This window comes from Georgenia muralis, assembly GCF_003814705.1.
Classification (GTDB): domain Bacteria; phylum Actinomycetota; class Actinomycetes; order Actinomycetales; family Actinomycetaceae; genus Georgenia; species Georgenia muralis.
In genome coordinates, this window is the sequence record NZ_RKRA01000001.1 from 679,738 (window position 1) to 697,150 (window position 17,413).

The 17,413-nt window shown below is 72.3% G+C and carries 16 protein-coding genes and 1 tRNA gene; 7 read left to right on the forward strand and 10 right to left on the reverse strand.

Going from position 1 to position 17,413, the window contains the following annotated elements; translation table 11 throughout:
• The first annotated feature begins 17 nt into the window (after nt 1–17).
• Complete coding sequence (locus EDD32_RS02925; RefSeq protein ID WP_123914455.1) at nt 18–1,721, forward strand: hypothetical protein; 1,704 nt, start codon at nt 18–20, stop codon at nt 1,719–1,721.
• 24 nt (nt 1,722–1,745) lie between these two features.
• Here the strand turns inward: EDD32_RS02925 and EDD32_RS02930 are convergent, their stop codons facing one another.
• The gene (locus EDD32_RS02930) at nt 1,746–2,777 is read right to left on the reverse strand and encodes an LGFP repeat-containing protein (RefSeq protein WP_170175179.1); all 1,032 of its coding nucleotides are present in this window, start codon (nt 2,775–2,777) and stop codon (nt 1,746–1,748) included.
• A gap of 256 nt (nt 2,778–3,033) precedes the next feature.
• Here EDD32_RS02930 and EDD32_RS02935 point away from each other — a divergent pair, with 256 nt between their 5' ends.
• Together EDD32_RS02935 and EDD32_RS02940 are read left to right on the forward strand one after the other, a co-directional pair.
• Entirely contained in the window at nt 3,034–4,029 is a 996-nt protein-coding gene (locus EDD32_RS02935) for a LysR family transcriptional regulator (protein ID WP_170175180.1), read from the forward strand.
• A 121-nt stretch (nt 4,030–4,150) separates the two neighbouring features.
• The gene (locus EDD32_RS02940; RefSeq protein WP_123914461.1) at nt 4,151–4,348 is read left to right on the forward strand and encodes a hypothetical protein; all 198 of its coding nucleotides are present in this window, start codon (nt 4,151–4,153) and stop codon (nt 4,346–4,348) included.
• Nucleotides 4,349–4,448: 100 nt separating this feature from the next.
• Here the strand turns inward: EDD32_RS02940 and EDD32_RS02945 are convergent, their stop codons facing one another.
• The 3 genes from EDD32_RS02945 to EDD32_RS02955 form a co-directional block, all read right to left on the reverse strand.
• On the reverse strand, nt 4,449–5,150 hold the full coding sequence (locus tag EDD32_RS02945; protein WP_123914463.1) for a YqjF family protein: 702 nt from the start codon (nt 5,148–5,150) through the stop codon (nt 4,449–4,451).
• 25 nt (nt 5,151–5,175) lie between these two features.
• Nucleotides 5,176–5,490, reverse strand: a complete 315-nt coding sequence (locus tag EDD32_RS02950; RefSeq protein ID WP_123914465.1) for a hypothetical protein — start codon at nt 5,488–5,490, stop codon at nt 5,176–5,178.
• Between the two features lie 243 nt (nt 5,491–5,733).
• A complete protein-coding gene (locus tag EDD32_RS02955; RefSeq protein WP_123914467.1) occupies nt 5,734–6,543 on the reverse strand; it encodes a UbiA family prenyltransferase in 810 nt (269 codons plus the stop codon).
• Between the two features lie 453 nt (nt 6,544–6,996).
• On the opposite strand from EDD32_RS02955, the gene EDD32_RS19345 reads away from it, so the two are divergent.
• Complete coding sequence (locus EDD32_RS19345; RefSeq protein ID WP_246005948.1) at nt 6,997–7,749, forward strand: MFS transporter; 753 nt, start codon at nt 6,997–6,999, stop codon at nt 7,747–7,749.
• Nucleotides 7,750–7,870: 121 nt separating this feature from the next.
• On the opposite strand, the gene EDD32_RS02965 is transcribed toward EDD32_RS19345, so the two are convergent.
• From EDD32_RS02965 to EDD32_RS02990, 6 genes are all read right to left on the reverse strand, one after another.
• Nucleotides 7,871–7,946: transfer RNA gene (locus EDD32_RS02965), tRNA-Arg, on the reverse strand.
• Between the two features lie 79 nt (nt 7,947–8,025).
• Nucleotides 8,026–9,120, reverse strand: a complete 1,095-nt coding sequence (locus tag EDD32_RS02970; RefSeq protein WP_123914469.1) for a Gfo/Idh/MocA family protein — start codon at nt 9,118–9,120, stop codon at nt 8,026–8,028.
• Between the two features lie 219 nt (nt 9,121–9,339).
• A complete protein-coding gene (locus tag EDD32_RS02975; protein ID WP_123914471.1) occupies nt 9,340–9,867 on the reverse strand; it encodes a flavodoxin family protein in 528 nt (175 codons plus the stop codon).
• A gap of 95 nt (nt 9,868–9,962) precedes the next feature.
• Nucleotides 9,963–10,655 (reverse strand): potassium channel family protein, encoded by a 693-nt coding sequence (locus tag EDD32_RS02980; protein ID WP_123914473.1) that lies wholly within the window; start codon nt 10,653–10,655, stop codon nt 9,963–9,965.
• Nucleotides 10,648–12,111 (reverse strand): TrkH family potassium uptake protein, encoded by a 1,464-nt coding sequence (locus tag EDD32_RS02985; RefSeq protein ID WP_246005949.1) that lies wholly within the window; start codon nt 12,109–12,111, stop codon nt 10,648–10,650. Before EDD32_RS02985 ends, EDD32_RS02980 begins: the two co-directional genes overlap by 8 nt.
• Before the next feature lie 86 nt (nt 12,112–12,197).
• Nucleotides 12,198–14,036 (reverse strand): glycoside hydrolase family 13 protein, encoded by a 1,839-nt coding sequence (locus EDD32_RS02990; RefSeq protein ID WP_123914475.1) that lies wholly within the window; start codon nt 14,034–14,036, stop codon nt 12,198–12,200.
• A 247-nt stretch (nt 14,037–14,283) separates the two neighbouring features.
• On the opposite strand from EDD32_RS02990, the gene EDD32_RS02995 reads away from it, so the two are divergent.
• Genes EDD32_RS02995 through EDD32_RS03005 form a run of 3 tightly spaced genes read left to right on the forward strand, consistent with a single transcriptional unit; the run spans nt 14,284 to nt 17,344 of the window.
• Entirely contained in the window at nt 14,284–15,537 is a 1,254-nt protein-coding gene (locus tag EDD32_RS02995; RefSeq protein WP_123914477.1) for an ABC transporter substrate-binding protein, read from the forward strand.
• A complete protein-coding gene (locus EDD32_RS03000; protein ID WP_123914479.1) occupies nt 15,537–16,469 on the forward strand; it encodes a carbohydrate ABC transporter permease in 933 nt (310 codons plus the stop codon). Before EDD32_RS02995 ends, EDD32_RS03000 begins: the two co-directional genes overlap by 1 nt.
• A complete protein-coding gene (locus EDD32_RS03005) occupies nt 16,469–17,344 on the forward strand; it encodes a carbohydrate ABC transporter permease (RefSeq protein WP_123914481.1) in 876 nt (291 codons plus the stop codon). Before EDD32_RS03000 ends, EDD32_RS03005 begins: the two co-directional genes overlap by 1 nt.
• Nucleotides 17,345–17,413 lie beyond the last annotated feature (69 nt).

Consider the following 17,413-nt stretch of genomic DNA (forward strand, 5'->3'; position numbering starts at 1 on the left):
GCGACGAGGAGGTGGAGATGGCGACGACGGCACCAGCCGGCGGCGGCCACCGGCACGTCGCCGTCGGGCACCATCGCAGCCCCCGGCACGTCGCCGTCCCGCGCAGCGGCTCCCCCCACGCCGCCTCACGAACCCGGCCGGCCCGCGCCGTCGCCCGGCTGACCGCTCGGCTCCTCCGGCGCGGCACGGTCGCCATGATGCTCGGGGTCGCCCTGTACATGGCGGTCGAGGCGGTCTCCTTCACGGTCGGGTACCCCGACGCCGCCTCCCGCGCCGCCCTGGTGGCCTGGGGTCAGGACCCCACCATCCGGATCCTGGCCGGCCCGGCCACCGCGGTGGACACCCTCGGCGGCTTCGCCGTGTGGGACTCCGGCCTGATCCTCTCCCTCGTGGTGTGCGCATGGGCGGTCACGACGACGACGCGCGTCCTGCGCGGCGACGAGGCCGCCGGCCGCTCCGAGCTGGTCCTCGCCGGAGCCGTGCCCGCCGGCCGGGCGCTGCTGGCCCAGGTGGGCGTGCTGCTCGCCGCGTGCGTCGGCGTCGGTGCCGCGGTGGGCGCAGCGCTCGCCGCGGGCGGCGCGCAGGGAGAGGGCGCGCTGGCGTACGGCGCTGCCGTCGCGGCACTGGCGGCGACGACGGTCGCCGTCGCGACGGTGACCGCCCAGCTCCTCGTCTCCCGGGCCGGCGCGTCGGGGGCCGCGGCGTCCGTGGTCGTCGTCGCGGTGCTCCTGCGCGTCGTCGCCAACAGCGCCGAGTCCCGCTCCTGGCTCGCCTGGCTGACGCCGCTCGGGTGGACCGACCAGCTCCGCCCGTTCGGGGAGAACCGGTGGGGCGTCCTGCTGGTGCCGCTCGCGGTGACGACGGCGCTGGTCGGCGGCGCACTCGCCGTCCGGGCCCGGCGCGACCTCGGCGCCGGCGCGCTGTCGCGGCGCGGCGTCCCGCGGTCCCGCCGGTGGGGCCTGCGGGGTCCGGCCGGCTTCGCCTGGCGCTCGGGCCTGGGCACCCTGGCGGGCTGGGCCGCCGGGACCGCGCTGAGCGCCGGCGTCGTGGGGGCCATGGTGCCCACGATCGAGGAGTTCCTCGCCGAGGACGCCGGCTTCCAGGACATCCTCGTCGCCATCGGGATGGACACCTCCGACCTCGTGCGGGGGTTCTTCGGCATGACGGGGACCCTCATCGCGCTGGCGATCTCCGTCCAGGTCGCGTTCCGTCTCGGCGCCGCGCGCACCGAGGAGGCCTCGGGCCGGGCCGAGCTGCTCCTGGCCCGGCCGCTCCTGCGGCGCCGGTGGCTGGCCGGGCACGTGCTCGGTGCCGCCGCAGCGGCTCTTCTCCTCGCCGGTGCCGCCGCCGCCGCGACCTGGGCCGGTGCCGCGGTCGCCGGCGCCGACGTCGCCGCCAGCGACGCCGTCCTCGCGATGTTCGGCCCGCTGCCCGCCGTGGCGGTCCTCGCCGGGACCGGCGTCCTCGTCCTCGGCGTGGCACCGCGGCTGACCGTCGTGGTCGCGGCGTCGGCGCCCCCGGTGGCCTACGTCCTCGAGCTCGTGGGCCCCCTGCTCGACTGGCCGGAGGCGGTCGTCGGGCTCTCGCCGTTCCACCACCTCGCGGCCGTCCCGGTGGAGCCCTTCGCCACGGCACCGGCCCTCGTCATGATCGCGGTCGGCATCGCGCTGGCGACCGCGGGCGTGTGGGCGTTCGGGCGGCGCGACCTCGCCGGGGCGTGACGGGGCCGCGGACGGCCCGGCCGCCTACACCCCGCCGAGCGAGAAGCAGACCTTGTACGACGCGCCCTGGCCGGAGCCGAGCAGCCTGGTCTCGACCTTGAACTCGACCCCGTAGTGGTGGGTGTTCGTCGTCCGCGCGGCCAGCACGACCATCTGCTTGACGGACAGCGTGACGACGTCCCGGCCGAGGTCGTCGTCGTCGGTGTCCAGCGCCGTGTTGAGGAAGTCCGCGATGGGCTCCTCGAGGTACGGCAGGATCGCCTCCGCGCCGTACGAGAGGACCGGGCCGACGAGCGGGATGTACTCCAGCCCCTTCTCGATGCCTTCCGAGGCCACCTTCACGAACTGGACGACTCGCCCCTTGAACTTGTCCGGGTCACCGAAGTCGTGCTCCATGAGCTGGACACCGATGACCACCCCGCTCGGCCTGCCGCGGTAGAGCTCGAGCGAGTCGGGCCGGGTGTCGCCGTGGTCGACGTCGGTGTAGACCTGCGACCGCACGTCCACGGTGCCGGTCGGCGCGGCGAGCCCCAGGATGACGTACGGCTCGTCCTCGAACGGTGTCTCGTCGCCGTCGGAGTCGGTCTCGCCGAAGCAGATGAGGCCGGAGTAGTGGAGGACGACGTCGTTGAGGTCGATGGCCCCGACGTCGGGCCACCAGTACACGGCCCCGCGCTCGAAGACGGTGACCCGCCCGCCCTCGGGGAGGTCGGCCTCGTCGGTCAGCGGCAGCCCGAGCCAGCTGGTCGCGCCGCCGAGCTCGTCGTAGCGCTGCCCGATCGCCCCGTAGACGTAGCAGATGCCGCCGTCGCGGCGCTGGTACATCGTGCCGTGCTGGTAGCGCACCCGGAGCCCGGTGCCGACCGGCTCGGGCAGGGCGGCCGGCGCCAGCGGCGCACCCGGTGCGCCGCCCAGCGCCGCGTGCTTCTCGTTGAACGGCGCCCACTGGAGCGTGTGCAGGTTGAAACCCTGACGGACGACGTCGATCACCTGCTCCGCACGCCTGGAGATCGTCCTCGTGTCGACCGTCTCGTCGAGACGAACCTTTGCGGGCATGGTGGCCTCCGGTGCTCGGACGTCGGCAAGGTCGCCGTGCGTCAGGTGGATCGTCCGGCCGACCGGGTGAGGGACGGAAGAGGTGGTTCCTCCCTGGAACCACCTCTTGACGCGGCGGGGGTCGGCGGGCTGCGGCAGCGCGGGTCCGCAGCCTGCTCCACGAGCGAGGGTCTGCGGCACGGACCCTTCTGCCACACCCCTCCGCGGCCCTACGATCGGCATCTGCGAGCGCTCCGGCGCCGGGAAGGTGGACGATGTGCACCTCGACCTCGACTGCGCCGAGAGTTTCGCGGTGCTCGCGCAGGAGCGGCACTACGGACGCGCGGCGGCCCGGCTCCACCTCACGTCACCGACGCTGACCAAGCGCATCCAGCGGCTGGAGCGCCAGCTCGGGGTCCAGCTGCTGCTGCGAGGGCCCGGCGGCGTGGTGGCCCTGACCGCCGGCGGTGCCCGGCTCGCGGCCGAGCTGGGACCGCTGCTGGCCCACGAGGTGCGGGTGCGGCGGGCGAGCCGTGGCCGCGGCACCACGCTCGTCGTCGGCATCCCCCACGACGGCGACGACGACACGCTCGACGAGCAGCTCGCCGACGTCCAGAAGCTGGTCCGGCTCGAGAACCCCGACGTGACGATGCTCCGCCGCCGGACGCCGTTCCCGCTCATGACCACCTGGCTGCTGGACGGCCGCGTGGACGTCCAGCTCACCGCGGGGGCCGTCCGGCACGCCGCCATCCGCTCCACACCGATCGCCGCCGTGTCGCGGATCGTTGCCGTGGGGCGGCGCAGCGCCCTGGCCGAGGCCTCCTCGCTGGCGGTGGACGACGTCGTGGACCTTCCGCTCCTCTACGACCCCGGGCTCCCGGCGGACTTCATGGAACCGTTCTGGCTCGCCGACGTGCGCCCGGCCGCCCAGGCCCGGCTCGTCGGCATCGTGGCCCGCGACAGCCGGGCGGTGCTCGAGCACGTGCTCCGCGACGTGGGGGTCATGGTCCTGCTCCCCATCCAGGCGGCCGGCGTCCCGCCCGGGGTGCGCCTGCTGCCGCTGGCCGGTCTGCCACCGCTCGTCCTGCATGCCGCGACCCGGATGAGCGACCGGCGCGCCGCGGTCCACTCCGTCCTGGAGGCTCTGCGCTCGCTCCGCGGCGGCATGGCCTCGCCGCCGGAGATCGCGGACCGGCCGAGGCGGGACCGCACACCGGTGCGCAGGACGGACCACACGACTGACGACGCCGCACCGCGCGGAACCCGCGGGTGAGAGCCGGTTTGGATTCGACGAAGATTCGATGTCGGGCCTGTCTGGCCGGGCACCGGGGTGCTTCGATGGTTCAGCCGGGCTCTCACCGGCTGCTCCCCCCACCTCCCAGAACGGACTCACCGTGAAGCTCACCCGCACAGCACTCGTCGCCGCCGCCGTCGTCGGACTCACGATCACCGCCCTTCCTGCCGGCGCGGCGGAGACGGGCACAGGTCGGGACTTCGCCGAGCACGTCGTCATGCACAACGACCGCTTCTCGGGCGAGATGAACCCGGGCATGCACCAGGGCTACGCCGGCTGGTCGGACCACCAGATGTGAGGCGACCGACGGCGCTCCGACACCCCCTCGGCTCCGTCCGACGCGTCGGCGCGCGTACCGGCTGGGTGGCGGTCGTGGTCCCGGACCTCCGAAGACGCCGTCACGCCGGGCGGGGTGCACCGACCCGCACGTGGACTGCCGGCGCGTGGTGGACCAGCGGGTTGCCGTCCGGCGTCGGCAGGCCGTTCGCAGCCAGGAGCCGGCCGACGTCCAGCTGCGCGCGCGCCTCGCACAAGGGCCACGGCTCGTGCTCGACGGGCACCCGCCAGAGCCTCCCCCACCGCTCGGTGTAGGCGTTCCACCGTCCCGTCAGCCCGTTGACGAGGGCGTCCGGCTCAGGCAGCGGTGCGCCGGGGTGGGTCCGCACGACCAGCTCGCCACCCTCGCGCTGCCGGCGCGAGGCGTACTCCACGTGCCGGTCGTGCGTGCGCACCGTGGTGCGCGCACGGACGTACGGCAGGCCGATCGTGCGCAGCGCCGCGACCACCGGCAGCCGGCCGCAGTCCAGCGAGAAGAACCAGATCCCGTCGTGGCCGTCGGGGCCGGTGACGTAGGTGCGGACGTTGACCTCGACGAAGTCGGGGACGACGGGCACGGGCCACCCCGGAACGCGCACCTGCCGCATGACGAAGGGCGTGACACCGATCCACGCGGAGCCGTCGACCTCGTCCACCACCAGGCGCGGCGGGAGCATCGGCTGGAGCAGCGCCGCCTCCACGCGCCAGTGGAGGAAGGTCACGAGGTGCCACTGCTGGAGGTTCAGCGGCACCCGCACGGCGGCGTCCGGACACCTGCCCGCCATGGCTTCGTCCTCCTCCGGTCGCGGCTCAGGGGCGCGGGTCGACCCGGCGCCACCTGCGCTCACCACGCCGGGCGCCCATGCCGGCCGCGCACCTCGGGCACACCTGCGTCACCTCGTCGGCGTGCCGGCCGGTCGCCGGCTGGACGTCGGCCCAGCCGACGTGCGAGAACCAGAACCGCTCGCGGCTCAGCGCCCGACCGCACAGCGTCTGGTTCTGGCCCGGCACCCAGGCGTGAACCTCCCCTGCCGGGGCGCGCATGCGGTCCGGGCCGGTCCACTGCCCCGTGGCGACGACCGACGCGGCCGACCTCTTCCTGCCGCTCGACCCCTTCGTCTTCATCTGCTGCCTCCTCCCTGTGCCCCGCCGGTCAGGTCGTGTCGGTCAGCGGGTCGCCGGTGGCCGCGGGTGGCGCACTGCTCGACGCACCGGGGTCAGGAGTGGCTCGCTCGTCACGCATGGTCCGCCGCCGTGCGACCGTCGGCAACCTGAAGGGCTGTCGTGGCCGGCGTCGAGGACCTCGTGCCGTGCACCGGTGCCGGGTGCCACCACGCCGGGGCGGGCACGTCGGTGGCGCTGAGGCGGTCAGGCCGCTCTGACGATCAGGACGACGACGTCGACCAGGGCGACCGCCATCGCCACCCGGAACGGTGTCCTGCCCTCGGAACGGACGCCGACGACGACCAGCGCCGCGACCCCGACGAGTGCCGCCCAGGCCCACACCGGAACCGGCCCGGTGGGCCCGACGACGACGAGGACCGACGCGCCGCCGAGGAGCACGAGGGCCAGCAGGCTGCTGCGGCGCCCGCCGAGCCGGTGCGGGAGCCCGTGGACCCCGGTCGCGGCATCGTCCTCGAGGTCGGGAAGGACGTTGAGCAGGTGGGCTCCCAGACCCAGCATCGCCGCGGCGAGAACCAGCCACCACGGCGCGGTCTGGGGCGGGTCGAGCGAGGTGCGCACCACGACGGGCAGGGCCCCGAACGCCACGACGTAGGGCAGCCAGGACCACACGGTCCGCTTGAGGACCAGGTTGTACGCCCACCCGGCGGCCACGCCCAGCAGGTGCGTCAGGCCGGGGACGGCACCGAGGGCGAACGACGCCAGGACACAGACCACGAGGGCGACGACGGTCGCCGCCCGGACCGTGGCGGCGCTGACCTCGCCCGTCGCGACCGGTTTGTCGGCACGACCGGCCGCGGTGTCCCGAGCGGCGTCCACGAGGTCGTTGGACCAGCCCACGGACAGCTGCCCGGCGAGCACGGCCACCCCGAGCAGCACGGTGCGGGCACCGAGCCCCGAGGAGACGCCGAGCAGGACCGTGAGGCTGGTGACAGCGGCTGTCGGCAGCGGGTGGCTCGCGCGGACGACCGCCGTGACCGACCGGGCTCCCGTCACCGTGCGACCGGACGATGCTCGAGGTCTTCGAGGAGGGAGGCGTCGACGGAGGCGCGCTCGACCCGGTGGCCCCCCGGGACGACGTCCTGCTGGGACACGCTCACCCTCCTGGCATCGAGCGATGGAGCGGTTCTCGGGTCACCGTCGCACCACCTCCGGACGAGCGCATCTCGCGGCAGGCGGGGTCCGCAGCAGCACCGCCCGTTCGCCGCGCGCCACCTTCTCTCGGATGCCGGCGCAGCGGCAGCACGGCACCATGGGCACGCCTCACGACCTCGCAGACGAACCGGACGGTTCGGCTCGGGGCAGGCGCACGCCGCACACCGCACACCGCACACCGAGTGCTCATCGCGGGACCGCTCGCCGCCCGTCGTGGTACGCGCGCTCCGACGACCGTCGGCGGGGCCTGCGGCGCCCTGGGCGCGGTGATCGTGACGTTCGCGCAGTCCGGAGGTGCTCGCCGTCGGTGCCGTCCTCGCCGGTAGCGCGGGTGGTTGGGTCTGGGCGCCCTACTCCGACATCGTGACGCGTCTGGTGCCTGGCCAGCAGCGGCCGCGAACGTTGGCGATCATCACGACCGGCACCAGCAGCGGACTGGTCGCACTGGGTGGCCTCGCCCTCCTCGCCGCAGCGGGGTCGTGGCGCCTGGTCTGGGTCGGTGTCGCCCTGGCTGCCGTGGTCGCCGCCGCGCTGAACCTCCGCCTGGTCCCCCGAACCAGGCCCGGCCCCCACCCGGAGGGACGGCACGGCGTCTCCTCGCTGGCGAGAGCCCTCCGACTCCCCGCCGCCTACTCCGTCGTCTACTTCGCGGTCGTCGTGATCTGCTTCACCTACGCCGCGGAGGTCCTCGACGACGGCGACCTCCCGGCGGCGGCGGTCGCGGCGCTCTACGCGACCATCGGCGTCACCGGCGTGCTGGCGGTGACGACCGGTGCCCTGGTGCAGCGCCCGGGCAGCCTCCGGGTCGCGGCGCTGTGTCTCGTGACGGTGGCTGCGGCGTCGGCGCTGCTGAGGCCGGCCGGGGACTCCCCGGTGGCGACGGCAGCCTCGGCGTGCGTCTTCGGTGCGGGGTACATGACCGGGTCGGCGGTGCTCGCGGTCTGGACCGCCGAGCTGGTGCCCGACCGCGCGAGCGCGGCGTTCACGGGGTGCCTCGTCGTGGGAGCCGTCGCTCGATCGCGGCGCCGGCCCTCGCCGGCGCGGTGATCCCTGCCCTGGGGCTGGAGACGCTGCTCGTCCTCACTGCCGCGGTTGTCGCTGCTGAGCGGGGTGGCGCTGGTCCTGCGCGGGGCGTCGCGGCACGAAGCCGTCCGACCTCGCCCGGAACTGGTGCCCTCGGGCAGATTCGAACTGCCGACACCCGCTTTAGGAGAGCGGTGCTCTATCCCCTGAGCTACGAGGGCGGGGACCGGGGAACAGGTTACCGGCCCCTGCCCCTCCCGCCCGAACCGGGCGCGGGCTCACGCCTGCACCCGGACGGGCTCAGGCCTGCCCCGCCTGGCTCTGCAGCACCCGCGCCTGGTTCTGCGCCCGCACGCTGAGCTCGGCTGCCTTGAACGCGTGCTCCTGCGCCATGGCGGTCTCGGTCCGCTCGAGGCAGTCGGTGATGAGCCGGCCGAAGTACGGGTGGCCGACCGTCCCCTCCGCCCGGATGTGGTGCTCACCCCGGCCGTCGACGAGGAAGACGTGCCCCGGCTTGGCCTCGGCGGCCACGTCGACGTACTTGCGCATCTCGATGTAGCCGTCCGTCCCGAGGATGAACGTGCGCCCGTCGCCCCACGTGCTCAGGCCGTCCGGGGTGAACCAGTCCACCCGGCAGTAGCCGCTCGCACCGTTGTCCATGACGGCGTGCGCGTCACCGAAGTCGTCGAGCTCGGGGTGCTCCGGGTGGTGGTAGTTGGCGATCGAGGAGCTGACCACCTCGGCGTCGGTCGCGCCGGTGTAGTGGAGCATCTGCTCGAAGTTGTGGCTGCCGATGTCGCAGAGGATGCCGCCGTACTGCTCCTTGACGAAGAACCAGTCCGGACGCGCGGTCGGGTCGCCCAGACGGTGCGGGCCGAGCCCGACGAACTGCAGGACGCGGCCGATCGCACCCTGCTCGATGAGCTGGCCGGTGAGCACCGCGGCCTCGACGTTGATCCGCTCCGAGTAGTAGACCGCGTACTTCCGGCCCGTCCGCGCGACCGCCTCCCGGGCGACGGCGAGCTGGTCCAGCGTGGTGAGGGGGGCCTTGTCGGTGAAGTAGTCCTTGCCGGCCTCCATGACCCGCACGCCGATGTCGCACCGCTCGGAGGTGATCGCCGCACCCGCGACCAGGCGCACCTCGTCGTCGTCGAGGACTTCGGCCTCCGACCGGGCGACGCGCACGTCGGGGAACCGCTCGCGGAAGGCCTCGACCTTCGCCGGGTCCGGGTCGTAGACCCACCTCAGCGTGGCGCCGGCGTCGAGGAGCCTCTCCGTCATGCCGTAGATGTGGCCGTGGTTGAGGTGCGTCGCCGCGATGACGAACTCACCGGGACCCACCACGGCACCGGGCGACGGCGTGAGCTCGAGGTGGGCGGGGAGCTGGTCGGTCATCAGGTCGTCCTCGGGGTCCGTCGTCCGGCCGCCACCACGCGACCGCGGTCGCTCCCATTCTCCGGCAGACCGGTGATGGGGTCGGACCCCACGCCGACGCACCCGCCGTCATCCACGCCGGACACCACGGCCGGCCTGACGGTGCTCGGGGGACGCCGGGGCACCGCCACGAACCGCGGCACCCGAGACCCACAGGGGTTGGCCTCGGATGCCGCACACTCAGCGCACGGGCGTCCCGCCCGCGACGAGGGAGCCCAGCTCCTCGCCCCACGCCCGCGCCCGCTCGGCCTCACCGGCGTAGAGCGGACCCTCGTAGCCGTGGACGTAGAACGACGTCGGGCTGCCGACGACGTTCGCGCCGAGACGGCGCAGCCGCTTCTCCGCGGCGTGGCCCGCCCGCCCCGGCAGGTTCGGGACCCGCACGTGGGTGTCGAAGCAGGCGACCGGCAGGTCCCGCGGCGCGGAGTAGGCCTCCGCGAGCCACTCGCGCATCCCGGTCGTGTCGGAGATGACCGCGTGCCCGACCCGCTCCGCGGCGTCCCTGCGGGTCTCCGGGCGGCTGAGCCCGAACGCGTGGGTGGGTGCGCCGACCACGAGGAGGTCGACGTCGTCGAGCAGCTCGAGCAGGGGCGCCCGGGAGACCTCGAGGACCTCGACGTCCATCACCGCGCGCAGCCCGTCGGCGACCGCCTCGGCCACCGCCTCGGTGTTGCCGAACATCGACTCGTAGACGACGAGAGCACCCACGGCCCGCCCCTTCCCGGCTGGACCCGGCGCCACGCCGGGCCACGTCTCCACAGTGGCACGCGCTCGTTTCGGACGAATGGGACAGAGGTCCCCGCTCACGCCATGTCGATGAAGCTCTCCGCGATCTCCTTCGGACCCATGACGATGATCTGGTCGTCCCAGCGCGGCACGGTCTCCCCCGTCGCGTGCTCCCACTCCCCCTCGGGCCGGCGCACCGCGACGACGTTGAGGTTGTACTTCTTGCGGAACCCGATCTCCTCGAGCGAGCGGCCCACCATCGACGGCGTCGGGGCGGCGGTGACCATGGCGAAGCCGCCGCCGATCTCCTGGTAGTCGGCGATCGAGCCGCGCAGCAGGTGGGCGACCCGCCGGCCCATGTCGGCCTCGGGGTAGACGACGTGGTGGACGCCGAGCTGCTTGAGGATCTGGCCGTGCGGCTCACTGATCGCCTTGGCCCAGATCGCGGGGATCTCGAACCTCAGCAGCCAGGACGAGGTGAGGATGGATGCCTCGATGTTCGACCCGATCGCCACCACGGCGTGGGTGAACTCGGCGACCCCGAGCTGGTGGAGCACCTCCTCCCTGGACGCGTCGGCGCGCACCACCTGGGTGAGGACGCCGTTGAGCTCCTGGACGATCTCCTCGTCGGTGTCGACGCCCATGACCTCGACGCCGGACTGGGCGAGCTCGACGGCCAGGGCCCGGCCGAAGCGGCCGAGCCCGATGACGACGACCGAGTCGCCCTCGGAGAGGGTGCGTGCGCGCCGGGCGCGGAAGGCGTTAGCCAATGACGGGTCTCTCCTTGGGCAGTTCGTACAGGAGCTTGCGGCTGCGCGTGGCGAGCGCGGTCCCGAGGGTGATGGGGCCGAGCCGGCCGATGAACATGATCGCCGCCAGCATGATCTTGCCCGCATCCGGGACGGCCGGGGTGATGCCGGTGCTCAGACCCACCGTGCCGAACGCGGAGACCACCTCGAACAGGATCTGGTCGAGGGTGAAGTGGGTGGTGATGAGCAGCACCCACGTACCGGTCATGACGACGGCGACGGCGAGCAGGGCCACCGTCACGGCCTCGCGGTGGACGGACCGCGCGAGCCGCTTGCCGAACGCGTTGACCGCCGTCTCCCCGCGCAGCTCGGTGAGGATGATGAAGAACAGCACGAGGAACGTGGTGATCTTGATGCCGCCGGCGGTGCCGGCGGGACCGCCGCCGATGAACATGAAGATGTCCTGCGCGAACCACGTCTGGGTGTGCATCGCCGAGACGTCGACGGCGTTGAAGCCGGCGGTGCGGGTCCACGCTGCCGCCGTGAAGGCGTTGAGGAGCTTGGCCGGCCAGTCCAGCGGGCCGAGGGTGCCGGGGTTGGTCCACTCCAGGGCGGCGATCGTCACGGTGCTCACCGCGAGCAGGCCGGCGGTGCCGGCCAGGACGAGGTTGGTGTTCATCGACCAGCGCAGGCGGTCGCCGAGGTGGCGGCGCAGCTCGAAGATCACCGGGAAGCCGATGCCGCCGGTGATGACCGCCAGGGTGATGGGCAGCAGGACCAGCGGGTCGGTGGCGAAGCCCATGAGGTTGTCGCTCGCGAGGGCGAAGCCGGCGTTGTTGAAGGAGGAGCCCGCGAGGAAGACGGCGTTCCACGCCGCCGCCCCGGGGCCGAGGTCGTGCGTGGTGAGGAGCCGCACGAACAGGATCGCGGCGACGACGGCCTGGACCGTGCCCGCGACCCGGGCCACGCCCAGCACCACCCCGCGCAGGTCCTCCATGCCGACCGTGCGGACCGAGGCCGAGGTCTGGAGGCGGCCGCGCAGGCCCAGGCGGCGGGCCATGAGGATGGCGAGGAGGGAGGCGAAGGTCATGATGCCCAGGCCGCCCACCTGGATGAGCGCGAGGATGACGGCCTGGCCGAACGGCGTCCAGTAGGTCGCCGTGTCGACCACGACCAGGCCGGTGACCGCCACGGCGGACGACGCGGTGAAGACGGCGGTGACGAAGGTGGCGCCGCCGACCGCGGTGGTCGGCGCCGGCATGAGGTCGGTCGGCGGTTCGGCGACCACGGAGACCGGCAGCATGAGCAGGGCCGTGCCGATCGCGAGGGCCACGGCGAAGCTGAGGGCCAGCACCTGGGCCGGGTGCCGCTGGAAGGGCTGGAGCGGCGGCCGCGGCCGGCGGGTGTGCGGCCCGTCCGGGGTCCGGGGACGGCCCGGTCCGGCAGGAGGTCGGGCCGCGGGCCCGTCGTTCAGCACGCGGGCAACGTAGTCCTCCGTCCGTCGCCGCGGCCAGCCCGCGCGGTGTCTGGTGCGACACAGGTGGGACCCGGCGGGAACGCGCCTCAGGCCAGGTAGGCCCGGGACTCCCACGGGGCCAGGCTCACCCGCTCGCCGTCGGCCGGGGCGCCGTCGGCGTGGGTGGCGATGAGCAGGGTGCCCGCCACGGTCGCCGCCTGCCCGGGCAGGTCGACCACGGCCGGCGCGCTCGAGAGGTTCGCGACCATGAGGAGCGTCTCGTCCCCGAGGCTGCGGGTGTAGGCGAAGACCTGCTCGTGATCGGGCAGCAGCAGGGCGAAGTCACCCTCGACCACCACCTCGTGCGCGTGCCGGAGCTCGATGAGCCGGCGGTAGTGGTGGAAGACCGAGTCGGGGTCGGCGACCGCGGCCTCGGCGTTGACAGCCGGGTAGTTGGGGTTGACCGCGAGCCACGGCGTCCCCGTGGTGAAACCGGCGTGCGGCGTGTCCGACCACTGCATCGGGGTGCGGGCGTTGTCCCGCGAGACCGGCCCGATGCCCGCCATGACCTCGCCGTCGCTGGCGCCGCCGGAGACGGACTCGCTGTAGTAGTTGAGCGTCTCGATGTCCTGGTAGCTGCCGATCTGGGACCAGCCCACGTTCGTCATGCCGAGCTCCTCGCCCTGGTAGACGTACGGCGTGCCGCGCAGCAGGTGCAGGACGGTGCCGAGGCTCTTGGCGGAGGCGACGCGGTGCTCGGCGGAGTCGTCGCCCCACCGGGAGACCACGCGGGGCTGGTCGTGGTTGTTCCAGTAGAGCGAGTTCCAGCCGACCGCCATGAGGCCCTCCTGCCAGCGGGCGAGGTTCGCCTTGAGGTCGGGCAGGTGCAGCGGACGCAGCGCCCACTTGCCACCGGGGCCGTGGTCGATGCCGACGTGCTCGAAGGTGAAGACCATGTCGAGCTCGCGCCTGGCCGGGTCCGTGACCTTCCGCGCCTCCTCCAGGGTGACGCCGGGCATCTCGCCGACGGTGATGAGGACGTCCCCCGACGCCGCGCCGTGGGCGAGGACCTCGGTGTGCATCTCGTGGAGGAACTCGTGCAGGCGCGGGCCGTTGGTGTAGAACGGCGAGCCGTCGGCGTAGCGGCTGACCCCGGCGGGGAGGTCGGTCCCCACGACGCCGTCGGGCAGCGCGCCGTCGTCGCAGACCACCTTGGAGATGAGGTTGATGACGTCCATCCGGAAGCCGTCGACACCGCGGGCGACCCACCACCGCATCATCGCGTAGACCGCCTGGCGGACCTCGGGGTTCTCCCAGTTGAGGTCGGGCTGCTTGCGGGCGAAGAGGTGGAGGTAGTACTCCCCCGTCTCCGGGTGCCACTGCCAGGTCGAGCCGGAGAAGAACGAGTGCCAGTTGGTCGGCTCCGCGCCGCGCTCGCCGCCGACGAAGCCCTCGCGGGGCGGGCGCCACCAGTACCAGTCGCGCTTGGGCGAGTCCTTCGACGCCGCCGACTCCACGAACCACTGGTGCTCGTCCGAGGTGTGGTTGACGACGAGGTCCATGACCAGCCTCATGCCGCGGCTGTGCAGACCGGCGACGAGCTCGTCGACGTCCTCGAGCGAGCCGAACGTGGGGTCGATGCCCTGGTAGTCGGAGATGTCGTAGCCGTTGTCCGCCTGCGGGGAGGTGAAGATCGGCGAGAGCCACACGACGTCGACGCCGAGCGACCTGAGGTGGTCGAGCTTGGCGATGACGCCGCGCAGGTCGCCGATCCCGTCGCCGTCGGAGTCGGCGAACGATCGGGGGTAGACCTGGTAGACGACGGCGGAGCGCCACCAGGGGCTGCCGCGGCCGGCGTCGTCCCCCGTGCCTGCCTCGTCACGCCTGCCGGCGTCCTCCCTCGTGTCGGAGTGGTCCGGGGCGGGCTTCGGCTCGGGGCTCGTCATGACAGCCAGGGTAGGAGGCGGCCCGGCATCGCACCCGTCGACCGGAGGTCCGTCGGAGGACGGTCGGCGTGGCGGTGGCGGTTCACGACCGGCGGTGGCGGTGCGCGACCGGCGATGGCGGGGATGGTGGCGGTAGGCCCTGCCTCCGGTTGCCGCCCCCCATGATCGGGACTACACAAGATGCGGATGGGACCTACGTCACACCGGCACGGTGGACGTCCAGCGGACACGAACCCCGAGGTGGTCCATGAGTCGACGAGGACTCCGCAGCACCGCCGCCCTGGCGGCGGTGACCATGCTCGCCGCGTGCGCGGGCGGAGCAGGGGATCGCACCGAGCTGGTGTTCTTCCAGTTCAAGGGTGAGGCGGTGCAGTACTTCGAGGAGCTGGCCGCGCGGTTCGAGGCCGAGAACCCCGACATCGACATCATCGTGGACAACGTCCCCGACGCCGAGACGGCGCTGCGCACCCGGCTCGTCAAGGAGGACGTGCCCGACGTCCTCACCCTCAACGGCAACGCCACGTTCGGTGAGCTCGCCTCCGCCGGGATCTTCATGGACCTCGCCGGCGAGCCGGTGCTGGAGGACGTGAGCGAGCAGTACGTCGAGACGCTCCAGGAGCTCGGGGCGAGCACGCCGGACGCGGTCAACGGTGTGCCCTTCGCGGCCAACGCCAGCGGGGTCCTCTACAACGTCGAGATGTTCGAGGAGTACGGCGTCGAGGTCCCGCAGACGTGGTCCGAGCTCATCGAGGTGGCCGAGACGTTCGAGGCCGAGGGCATCACGCCGTTCTACGGCATGCTCGCCGACGCCTGGACGGCACAGGCACCGATGGCGCCGATCATGTCCCAGACCACGCCCGAGGACTTCTACGTCGACCGCTTCGCCGGGGAGGCGTCGTTCCAGGAGGCCTGGCCCGAGGGCGTGGAGAAGCTCGCGACGCTCTTCGAGTACACCCAGCCCGACCCGCTCGCCGACGGCTATCAGGAGGGCACCCGGGCCTTCGCCGAGGGCCAGTCGGCCATGCTCCTCATCGGCAGCTACGCCGTCCCGCAGGTGCGTTCGTTCGAGCCGGACTTCACGATCGGGACCTTCGCGCTGCCGGCCACGGAGAACCCCGAGGACACCCGGCTGGTCTCCGGCGTCGACGTCGTCATCGCGGCCGGCGCCAACGGTGCACACCCGGAGGAGTCCATGCGCTTCATCGAGTTCCTCATGCAGCCCGACGTCGTCGAGGAGTACGCGGAGCAGCAGCTCGCCATACCCACCCTCGAAGGCGTGACCAACGACGACCCGGCGCTGGCCGGCGTGCGCAGCTACATCGAGGAGGGACGTACCGTGGGCTTCTTCGACCACCAGTTCATCCCGGCGATCCCGCTCGGGCCGCTCCTGCAGCAGTACCTCAGTGACGGCAACACCGACGCGTTCCTCGGCACGCTCGACGAGAACTGGGACCGGGTGTCGCAGCGGCGCTCCTGGGGCCTCGGGGCGGTGGAGAGCTGATGGCCACCGCGACCGACAGGGCTGTCCGTCCCACCGGCACGGACGGCGAGCGGGGTGAGCGACGCCGGAGGAGCGGGCTGGACCGTGCCTACTACTGGATGGTCGTGCCGGCCTTCATCCTGTTCTTCATCTTCCACACCCTCCCGGTGCTCCAGGGCGTGTTCTTCAGCCTCACGGACTCCCCCGGTTACGGGTCCTGGAACTTCGTCGGGCTGTCGAACTACGCCGCCCTCTTCGGCGACGACCGGGTCCGGAGCACCTACCTGTTCACGTTCCAGTTCGCGCTCGTGGCCACCGTGCTGGTCAACATCATCGCCCTGTCGGTCGCCGTCGGGCTCAACGGGAAGATCAAGTTCAAGAACACCCTTCGCGGCGTCTACTTCATCCCGAACGTCCTGGCGCTGATCGTCGTCGGGTACGTCTTCCAGTACCTGTTCAACCAGTCTCTCCCGGCGATCGCGTCGTCCCTCGGCATCGAGCGGCTCTCGACGTCGATCCTCACCGACCCGAGCCTGGCGTGGATCGGGATCGTCGTCATGACGGTCTGGCAGGCGGTCGCGTTCAACATCATCATCTACATCGCCGGTCTGCAGACCGTGCCCATCGAGCTGTACGAGGCAGCCTCGATCGACGGGGCGAGCCCGTGGACCCGGTTCTGGCACATCACCATGCCGATGATCTGGGCGTTCTTCACCATCAACATGGTCCTGTCGCTGAAGAACTTCCTCCAGGTCTTCGACCAGGTCATCGCCATGACGGGCGGCGGTCCGGGAACGTCGACCGAGACCATCGCCGTCCTCATCTACCGGGGCGGCTTCCAGGGCGGTGAGTACGGCTACCAGATCGCCAACGCCGTCATCTTCATGATCGTGATCATGGTCTTCGCCGTCGTGCAGCTCCGCGTGCTGCGGCGTGAGGAGGTGTCCGCCTGATGTCCGCCACGTCCGTCACCCTGCCGGAGCCGAAGCAGGCCCGCCGTTCCCGTCGGGAGCGCAGCGGCGCGAACCTGTGGCTCACGGCGCTCCTGATCGTGCTCTCCCTGACGATCTTCATCCCCTTGTACTTCACGGTCGTCACGGCACTGAAGACCCCCGACCAGCTCGGCGGGTCCGGGTTCGCCCCGCCGAGTGAGGTCGCGTGGGGGAACTTCTCCCAGGCGTGGACCCTGACCAACTACCCGCGGGCGTTCCTCAACAGCGCGTTCATCACCGTGGGCGCCGTGGTCCTGACCCTGCTGACGAACTCGATGGTCTCGTACGCCATCGCCCGTCACATGGACCGGAAGCTCTTCAAGGGCCTCTTCTTCTACTTCATCTCCGCCCTGTTCATCCCCTTCCCCATCCTCATGCTGCCGGTCGCGAAGCTGACCGCGACCCTGGGCCTGGACAACCAGATCGGGCTGGTCCTGCTGTACACGGTCTACGGGCTGTCGTTCAACGTCTTCATCTACACGGCGTACATCGCCTCGATCCCGCGCGAGCTCGAGGAGGCGGCGCGTATGGACGGGGCGAGCACGTGGGGGGTGTACTGGCGCGTCGTCTTCCCGCTGCTGGCCCCGATCAACGCCACGGTCGGGATCCTGACCTGCCTGTGGGCGTGGAACGACTTCATGCTGCCGCTCATCATCATCTCGGACCCGGGCGGCGCGACGATCCCGCTCGTGCAGTACGTCTTCCAGGGGCAGTTCTCGGCCGACTTCACGCTCGCGTTCGCCTCGTACCTGCTGGCCATGACGCCGCTCCTCATCGTCTACCTCTTCGCGCAGCGGTGGGTCATCTCCGGCGTCACGCGGGGTGCGATCAAGTAGTCGTCGACGCGGGCGGTCGGTAGGCCCGGCCGGAGTTCGCAGCGCACCGGTCGTCGGTCCAGCCCGTCC

Excerpts from the sequence above, each read along its gene's own strand:
- EDD32_RS02925 (WP_123914455.1), top strand. The coding sequence starts at position 18 with ATGGCGACGACGGCACCAGCCGGCGGCGGCCACCGGCACGTCGCCGTC.
- EDD32_RS02930 (WP_170175179.1), bottom strand. The coding sequence starts at position 2,777 with ATGCCCGCAAAGGTTCGTCTCGACGAGACGGTCGACACGAGGACGATC.
- EDD32_RS02945 (WP_123914463.1), bottom strand. The coding sequence starts at position 5,150 with ATGGCGGGCAGGTGTCCGGACGCCGCCGTGCGGGTGCCGCTGAACCTC.
- EDD32_RS02950 (WP_123914465.1), bottom strand. The coding sequence starts at position 5,490 with ATGAAGACGAAGGGGTCGAGCGGCAGGAAGAGGTCGGCCGCGTCGGTC.
- EDD32_RS02970 (WP_123914469.1), bottom strand. The coding sequence starts at position 9,120 with ATGACCGACCAGCTCCCCGCCCACCTCGAGCTCACGCCGTCGCCCGGT.
- EDD32_RS02990 (WP_123914475.1), bottom strand. The coding sequence starts at position 14,036 with ATGACGAGCCCCGAGCCGAAGCCCGCCCCGGACCACTCCGACACGAGG.
- EDD32_RS02995 (WP_123914477.1), top strand. The coding sequence starts at position 14,284 with ATGAGTCGACGAGGACTCCGCAGCACCGCCGCCCTGGCGGCGGTGACC.
- EDD32_RS03000 (WP_123914479.1), top strand. The coding sequence starts at position 15,537 with ATGGCCACCGCGACCGACAGGGCTGTCCGTCCCACCGGCACGGACGGC.
- EDD32_RS03005 (WP_123914481.1), top strand. The coding sequence starts at position 16,469 with ATGTCCGCCACGTCCGTCACCCTGCCGGAGCCGAAGCAGGCCCGCCGT.